This is a genomic window from Pedobacter sp. ok626 (assembly GCF_900100435.1).
GTDB lineage: Bacteria > Bacteroidota > Bacteroidia > Sphingobacteriales > Sphingobacteriaceae > Pedobacter.
In genome coordinates this window covers 134,756-143,013 of the sequence record NZ_FNEX01000020.1, presented here as the reverse complement: position 1 = coordinate 143,013, position 8,258 = coordinate 134,756, and the positions used below count along the sequence as shown (strand labels likewise).

The window sequence follows — 8,258 nt, the reverse complement described above, 5'->3', positions numbered from 1 at the left end:
ACATAACTACCTCCTTCGTATATTAATGATGCACGTTTCCAGTTTCTTGTCCAATGTTCATCTGTTTTAACATGTCCTTTACGCACATATTTAAATACATTTTGCGCAAAATCATCTGCGGTGTATCCGTCAGCATTCCTAGTAACGATCCCTTCCATAGTCGCTTTTACTTTGTGTTGAACATCATAAGGATCAAACGTACCTGAACCATTAACCAAGGTCAACATTTCTCTTTCAAACAGCTCTTTATTTTCCGGTTTCTGTTCCGTTTTAATAACCGGAACTGTGGACAAATCGATTAGATTAGCATAAAACTGAGTTTCTTCCCAACTTAACCAACGATCATGTTCGCGAATCCCAAATACATAAAAATGATGTTCTAAATTCCGGTATTCTATAGAATGGATTGCATACAGGTTCTCCATAAAGAACTCCAGATCGCCAAGATCATATTTAACGAGTTGCCAAAACCGTCTGAGACTCTCTGTCCAGGGCGATGTAGTTGGAGCGGCATGTGAGCGGGCAAATACACCATGTTTTGACAAACAGTTATTCTCTCCGTCTAGTTTCTCAGTATGTATTAGCGTCGGTATTTGTTGTAAATATTTCCAATAGTCGTGCTGAATCCTATCATCGCTCGTTGTCCCCGGCGAAAACGGATAGTGAAAAGTACGACCATATTTTTGTGAAATAGCCATATTGTAATAAGTAAAATTAAAAAAATAGTAATTACTCCCTCCCCGGCTGGGAAAGGTCATTTAACATTATATGCGAAATGATATTACATGACTCAAGACTTAAACAGTTGATATATTTACAAATGTAAACATTTTGAATAACTTGAATGATTTATTAAAAAATACGAACTTCTTATTTTAAGTACTGATAAAGGCGGAATACGAATGCAAGAAAGTGTACATCTCAAATGTCAATTTCTATTTGATAAGTTCCTCAATTATTTTGGTAAAGTAATTGCCTTTATCATTAAGATCTAAAGGGATTGAATTCGCATTTACAGGATAATTTACGAATATGTATCTTAGAACTCCGTCTTTATCTAGAAACAGGTTTCTTGGTAGTGCTCGCAATTTTAATTCCTTTTTATATAACTGACCATTTTCTAAAACTGGAAAATTGAAGTTTTTATCTTTTAGGAAGTCTGCTAAATGATCGTTAGTACCATTATTTTCTGTAATTGATATAAAGTTCATTTTATCTTTATATTTCTCTTTAAGCTTACTTAATTCTGGCATTTCAGCAATACAAGGGCCACAATAAATTGCCCAGAAATTTATCAATGTAGGCTTTCCTATTAATTGAGATAAAGAAACTTCCTTCCCACCTAATTCCTTCAGTTTAAATGCGGGAAGTCTATTATTTAAAAGCAAAAAGGTAGAATCTTGTTTATAGGTAAATTTAAATATCGGTTGTTCCCCGGCAACTCTTTTCCTAATTGCAAATTCAATAAAGTTGACTATAGTATCTTTTTTAGTTGTTGTGTGAAAAATGTTCGGTACGAGAATTTCGGAAGATGGCAATGATTGACTAACAGATTCAAACGCTTTTTTTATCTCTGCTTCAGTGAAAACAGAACTGGAATTGAAAGTATAAACTGTCGTCTGTGCGAAACTTTTCTGTAATGCGAACGTTAAAAATACAACGATTATTAATCTCATGTATGTAGTTTTATTTTCAACTAAGTTAGGATAATCTGTGAAAAAGCTGGAGCCACTTTAATATAAAAACAGTATACTATATAAAGCTGCTTTTTTCAAGAATCCAGCTTGATCCCAAGTTTAATAATAATTAACATTTCTTAACCCATCACACCTTAACTTCAGATGTATAATAACTTCTAGGATAGCAAAAAAGCCGCTTTTCTTATCGAAAAACGGCTTTTTTCGCTTGTGGGCCCAACTGGCCTCGAACCATTTCTTGTCTGATTTGCGTTTAATCGCGAATTTGTTTGATAAAAGATAACACCAACCGATTGCCTTTGAAGTAAGAAGTCTTGTATATTTGAATATTACATATTCCATTAGAATGGCAGGTTTTGATAAAGAAGTGCAGATAACCTATATCAGCAGCGTTAATAAGGCGTTGCAATTTATGGATGAAAATCTTGACACAAATTTGTCTCTGGAAACGATTTCAAAAGTTGCCTGTTTTTCCCCGTTTCATTTTCACAGGATATTCAAGGCCATTACGAATGAGACGTTAAATTCTTACATCAATAGAAAGAGAATCGAAAAAGTAGCCTCTGTTTTAATACACAAACCAGAAGTAAGTATTACCGAGCTTTCACTTCTATTCGGTTTTAATAGTAATTCTTCTCTTACAAGAGCTTTTAAAAAATATTACAGTATAAGCCCATCTGAATTCCGTAAACAAAAAAGCAGCAGATTTAGCAAGATCAGTCAAATTGAAAGCAAGAATGGACAAGAGCGGGTAGTCTTTGAGGAATACATTTGCAGCATTAATAATCTTAAAAATTGGATCGAAATGAATGCAAAAATTGAAATCAGGGAAATAGCTAATTTAGAATTGGCTTATGTCACAAGCATTGGAGAGCAGGGAATTACTACAGCTTATGACACGTTAGTCAAATGGGCAACCCCATTGGAATTGTTAAAGAATCCCGACACAAAAATGGTCACTATTTATCACGATAGTTTTAAAACCACAAATCCCGAAAAAGTTAGACTAAGTGCTTGCATTACGCTAACTGAACCCCTGAAGGTGTCAGGAAATATAGGAAGAACCTCCATTGAAAAAGGAAAATTTATTGTTGGAAGTTTTGTAATCGGCTTAAATGAGTTTGAAAAATCCTGGAATAGCCTTTTTGTATGGATGGCCGAAAATGGATATAAAAAGGCTGATAGAGATCCTTTTGAGATATATCATAATGATTACAGAGTACATCCTGAGAAAAAGTGTATTGTAGATTATTTTATACCGATTTTGTAATATAGCTCAATTATAAGAAAATTTTGAGCCGATTACGCGAAATAATCGGCTCAAAACCCAGATAATATCCTGAACAATATCCTCCGCGATGCTGTTGTCCTGCATTAATTTTCCAGAAAACCTGAATAAGAGTTGCCAGTACCTGTCATAGATTTCTCTATACGCAATTGCATCTCCTTTCTGAAATAATTTCAGTAGATCTGTATCGCTATATCTGGAATAATCTAACATTTCGTTGCTGCAGTTCGGGTTGCTAAATTAGCGAATAAACTTCATCCATTTGTTTCCCTTTCAAAAACTTACGTGGTGAGGAATTACAGCAAAAATTGCATGAAATATTAAACAATTAAAAACCCGGTTCAAAAATATTCGAACCGGGTTTTTAATTTTGTACCATTCTATTTCGCCGCTCTCCGTCAAGGCCAATATAGGGCTTTTAATTAAAATGTCAAATCAACGATTATCTTCATAGTGTATTTGCTTTTTTAACGGGACAACGCTATCATCGCAGAAAGTTCCTTAACCGCAGCTTCATCTGGCCACACCAATCCACTTTCCTTAAAGCGTATTTTGCCATTGCCATCAATGATAAATTTTGCCGGAATTCCCTTCACACCAAATGAAGATACTGCAGGATTGGCTTTTGTAACGGGGTCTTTAACATCCATGTATAGGGGCAGATCCAGGTTATGTGTCAGCAAGTAATTCACAGCATCCGATTTAGGATCTTTAACAGTCTCCCAGGTATGTATAAAAAGAAACTTTACATTCGGATCATTCTTGTATTTTTTGACCAGCATTTGCATCGCGGGAAGAGATTTTTTACAAGGTCCGCACCAGGTCGCCCAAAAATCAAGAACAACGATTTTACCCTTAAAATCTGACAATGACACTGTTTTGCCCTTGATGTCTGTCACTTTAAAATTTGGCGCCTGCTCATCGAGCATTTTGGCAGCTATTGTTGTCTTGTATTTTTCTTCAAACTGATTGGTCAATGCTGCGAGGTACGCATTTGAATCTTTTCCTGGATTCACTTTTGCGTAGGCTCTTTTTAATTCGGCCTTATAGTGATCATCGGCTAAACCTGCCAGCACTGCTTTTTCCAGCTCTGGAAGCGCTTCCTTGTATCCGCCTGTTTTGCTCATCAGGTAGTAATACTCTGCGGTCAAGCGCGCAGGTTTTCTTACAGCCTGCTCATAACATTCTTTGATAGCAGCAAAGGCTTTTTTATAATCTCCTTGCTTATCCATTACCTGACTATACAGATGCAACACGAACTGACGGTCTTCCGGCGCATTGGTCGAATTTGCCAGTTCTTGCTCAATTAAAGTTTCGGCAGCTTTTAAATCGAAAGCCATGATTCCTGTCGCCACAGATCCTACATACATGATCCTTGCAGTTTCTACGATCTTGTTAAAATGAAATAAAGCTTTTGCCGAGTTTTTTGCAACAACAAAATTATCAACAACTATAGCCCTGTATTGGTCAAAACTATTGCCAGGATGCGCTTTCACCAGTCGTTCAAGAATCGCTTCTTTTTTTAAAGGATCAATGAAGATCTTCAGAGAATCAAGACTTGCCTGATAAGCTGGTTGTGCCTGCTGACTGTATCCTGAGTATCCTGTTGACAGGATGCCGATGAGCATAAGTATCTTTTTCATATCGTCTACAGATTTTGTCTGGCTTGGGCAACTTGTACAATTTCACCAAAGCCGGTAAACTTTTTAGCGTAGGTATTATTGCTGAATTCTCCCCGGATATCAATGTCAAAATAATATACCTCGCCCACCGAACCATTATTCACACCAATCACCAGCTGTTTGCTGGTGCTGCGCAGCAACTCTATGTCTTTAATTACGTAGCCCGCAGGAAAAGTATAAATCAGGCGTGATGAATTTCCAATGATGTCGTATAAATACACCCTATTGCCTACAGTATAATAGAGTTGTTTTACAATTGACGATGTTGCAAAGTTAGTTGCACTGGCAATTTCCGGACTATTTACCATTTTTTGATTAACCCCAGGCTTGGTATTGAAAAAATTTTCATCATATGTCAGGGACATCAAGTAGCGGCCATTATTATCTTCCATGATAAAATACCACTCAATTTCTTCTCCAAATAGCGTTGAAATACCACGATCATGGGCAATCATTTTTCTTCCAACATTTGCCATGTCAAACGAGCCTGTTGTGCCAGGTGCATCTTCCAAAATTCTTGAAAAAATACCCATTCGCATAAAGCGCATATTCGCATTATCATAAAAATAGGTTATGTCATAAGTATTAGGAAACACACCCGGGAATAGGTCATAATCCCCAGGAATTCGTTGGCTGAAAGGGCTGATATCTTCTGAAGTCGAGCCTGAAATCCCGGCATATAAGCCGCCATCCGCAACAATGAACTGGTCAAACCTTGAGGCGTTCAAGATAAATACCGGTGTACTTTTAAACGGAAGCGGTGTAGCCAAATTAGGAAGTATAGAACTCTTATCACCAAGCTCCAGCCAGTCGTTCATGTTAAACCGATATACATTTTGATCGGTGAAATAATAAAAGAAACCACCTTTTCCAAAATTATATAAGGCCAATGGCTTTCCTGGATAGGTCTTATTATTGGCCACTTCCATAGGATTTTCAAAGATCACGTCATCGCTACGGATCAACGAAACCCTGCCTTTTCCATCTTTACTATTGACAATGTACCAGCCATTTGGATACACTCCATTTACCACAATGGTATAACGCTGTAGCGCATAAATACCATTTTTATTACTGGTTACCTTATAAGTTATCAAATACGTACCTGGACTTAAGGTCACTTTTATGCGCAAATTTTTAGATTGAGCAATCACTTTTGAGTCCATTGTCCAACTGTAGGTGAATGAATCACCTTCAGGCATTGTTTCTGTTAATGTTGGCGTAATGATCAGCGAATCCAGTTGAGGTATCGTAAAACTGGTTGTTGCATCGGTAATCTTAATGTCGTTAATTGGCTCGTATTTAGATAGATTGTTATCTTTACTACAGGCAAATGTTAGCATGATTGCAGCAATCATGCTAAGCTTAAAAATATGTTTTAAATACATCATATCTAAATTAAGGGAAAGAAATCGGTTGACTATTCTCATTTTCATCTAACCATGGACCATTTGCAGCTTCATAAGCGGCCAATGCGTTTCTCAGCGTCACGGGGAAGTTTAGATAACCGTCAAGCCCGATATTCTCGTAAGAGAAATCCGTTATATCGAGTACCTTAACCATGAATTTGTACTTTCCAGCACTAAATTCTCCAAAATCTCCCTCTAAAACATCCCAATAAGCAGGCCTGTTATACATATTGGATACCTCTATCTTCAGATATCTGAAGTTCTCCTCCGTCTGAACAGTGGTGGTCCGGGGCGTCTGGCCTAAAGTGCCTAAAGTAAAGTCCTTTGTTTCTGCCGGCTCCAACACGATTTTATAAACATTGCTTGCCATTCCAACAGAGTTGATCAGTATAAGGGGATAGTTAAACATGGAGACGCCAGGCGGAATGGTCACTTCTTTTAGCTCAAAATCGACACCCGCCGTTGCAGTCGTTCCCTCAGCTGTCTTTAGCAATACGGTACGCGGCTGATCGGACAGCTTTCCGGTAAGCCTCATAGGTATATACATGGTATCCCTTGTTTTTACAGTTTTTTGAAACGCAAAAGAGTAACTTCTTGTCGCTGTGGTATGTAATTGTTGATAGGTGTAAGCAAAAAAGCTAACACCATCTTTTCCTTGATAAGTTTCTACCGCTTCTTTCTTACACGAAAAAAGGGAGAAGACCAACGTCACATATAATAAGTATTTCATAATACGAGTGTGATTAATTAGCATAATTCGGATTAAATTGAAGTTCAGCACTTGGAATTGGCAGCACATACTGCTCTTGCGCCATACTTGGACCGAACTGCATTCTTGTTGACTTGATACGTTTATAATAAAAGAACAACTGCCCTTCCGCATAAAATTCCTTCTGGTACTCCTTGGTAATCTCCGCCTTCAGTGTGGCAGCTGTAATGGTTGTTGCCAGATTGGAAAGTCCCCTGTTTAGACGCACGGTATTTAAATATCCAACGCCAATGGCGGGAGTTGAAGCTGCTTCAGCCAGGATATAGTACATTTCGGCAAGTCGTATACCTGGCACATACTGATCAAGTAATTTGTCGGTAATCGGCGTTGTAGCAGTAGAGGCCTGCCAGAATTTAGAGGGGAACTTGTTTCCTGCCTCCTCCTCAAGGCGGAACCTGTACCTGATGTCTGTACCGCCGCCGCCTGATACGGTTTCATACAACGTATTGAAGTTGGCAGCGGTACGCGTAAGCGTTTCTCCTACACCGCCCCTAAACCTGAAATAACGTTGTACGGTCGGCAATATATCCCTAACCCTGATCATAAATATCTGCTCATTGAAATACAAGCGGTCGCGTACCACTAATCCCGAACTGACCACTCCAGCCGCTGCCTCGGTCACAAACTCATATTTCGTCGAGCTGATCACTACATTTGCGGCAGCAGCAGCACCGGCTTTATCACCACTGTATAATTTTATTCTTGCTTCCAGTGCTTTTACGCCATAATAATTCAGCTTATTCCGCCTGGTGCGCAAATCACTGGTCACAATAGGATCAGCTGGCAACAACAAAGCTTCGGCTTCTTTCAGGTCTGCCAGGGCGAATTTTACCACATCAGCAGTTACTGCCGGCGGATTTGCGTTTTCATTAACATCCTTTTTGTAAGGAATGGCCTTTAAATTGGCACCCTCAGTATACTCAGGCCCAAACATCCGCAATAAATCAAAATGTAAAAATGCCCTTAAGGCCAGAGCCTCACCGCGCAACAGTGCATACGAATCATTGTTGAGCACAGAACGGTTTTTTTCTGTATTTATAATGATCTTATTTGCAGCTGCGATTGAACTGTAACCGGCAGACCAGATGGCGTTGGTATAGCCGATCACTTCTGTTGAAGTGTAGTTCATATTTTGCGTTTCCTGCAGTTTAACCTCTGACTGGGTATTAATTGGTGAATAATTTTGTGCCAGCGCAGAAACGAAACCCATAGAAAGGTTATCTCCGTAAAGACTGTTACTGGCCAACTGGCCATATACGCCTGATAAAGCCTGTTGAAAACCCGGCTCTGAAGTAAATAACTGTTCTTCAGATAAATTTGTTTTGGGCTCTACATCCAAAAATTTCTTACAACTGGAAAACACTGCACCTAGTGCCAGAATTCCTATAATTAATGTTGTTCTTTTCATTGGGA

The 8,258-nt window shown here is 38.5% G+C and carries 7 protein-coding genes; 1 reads left to right on the top strand and 6 read right to left on the bottom strand.

The genetic code is table 11. The features are described 5' to 3' along the window. Together BLS35_RS23645 and BLS35_RS23640 are read right to left on the bottom strand one after the other, a co-directional pair. Positions 1-698, bottom strand: a 698-nt coding sequence (locus BLS35_RS23645; protein WP_090780382.1) for an RNA ligase family protein, incomplete at its 3' end; no start/stop codon positions are given. Between the two features lie 237 nt (positions 699-935). Then, positions 936-1,676, bottom strand: coding sequence for a TlpA disulfide reductase family protein (locus tag BLS35_RS23640; RefSeq protein WP_090786012.1), 741 nt, complete (start codon positions 1,674-1,676; stop codon positions 936-938). Positions 1,677-2,019: 343 nt separating this feature from the next. On the opposite strand from BLS35_RS23640, the gene BLS35_RS23630 reads away from it, so the two are divergent. Then, a complete protein-coding gene (locus BLS35_RS23630) occupies positions 2,020-2,967 on the top strand; it encodes an AraC family transcriptional regulator (RefSeq protein WP_254779083.1) in 948 nt (315 codons plus the stop codon). Between the two features lie 485 nt (positions 2,968-3,452). On the opposite strand, the gene BLS35_RS28335 is transcribed toward BLS35_RS23630, so the two are convergent. Genes BLS35_RS28335 through BLS35_RS23605 form a run of 4 tightly spaced genes read right to left on the bottom strand, consistent with a single transcriptional unit; the run spans position 3,453 to position 8,253 of the window. Beyond that, positions 3,453-4,628, bottom strand: coding sequence for a redoxin domain-containing protein (locus tag BLS35_RS28335; RefSeq protein ID WP_090786004.1), 1,176 nt, complete (start codon positions 4,626-4,628; stop codon positions 3,453-3,455). A 5-nt stretch (positions 4,629-4,633) separates the two neighbouring features. Further along, a complete protein-coding gene (locus tag BLS35_RS23615) occupies positions 4,634-6,058 on the bottom strand; it encodes a PKD-like family lipoprotein (RefSeq protein ID WP_165973384.1) in 1,425 nt (474 codons plus the stop codon). Between the two features lie 7 nt (positions 6,059-6,065). Further along, positions 6,066-6,806, bottom strand: coding sequence for a DUF4843 domain-containing protein (locus BLS35_RS23610; RefSeq protein WP_165973385.1), 741 nt, complete (start codon positions 6,804-6,806; stop codon positions 6,066-6,068). 13 nt (positions 6,807-6,819) lie between these two features. Next, positions 6,820-8,253, bottom strand: coding sequence for a RagB/SusD family nutrient uptake outer membrane protein (locus BLS35_RS23605; RefSeq protein ID WP_132226052.1), 1,434 nt, complete (start codon positions 8,251-8,253; stop codon positions 6,820-6,822). Positions 8,254-8,258 lie beyond the last annotated feature (5 nt).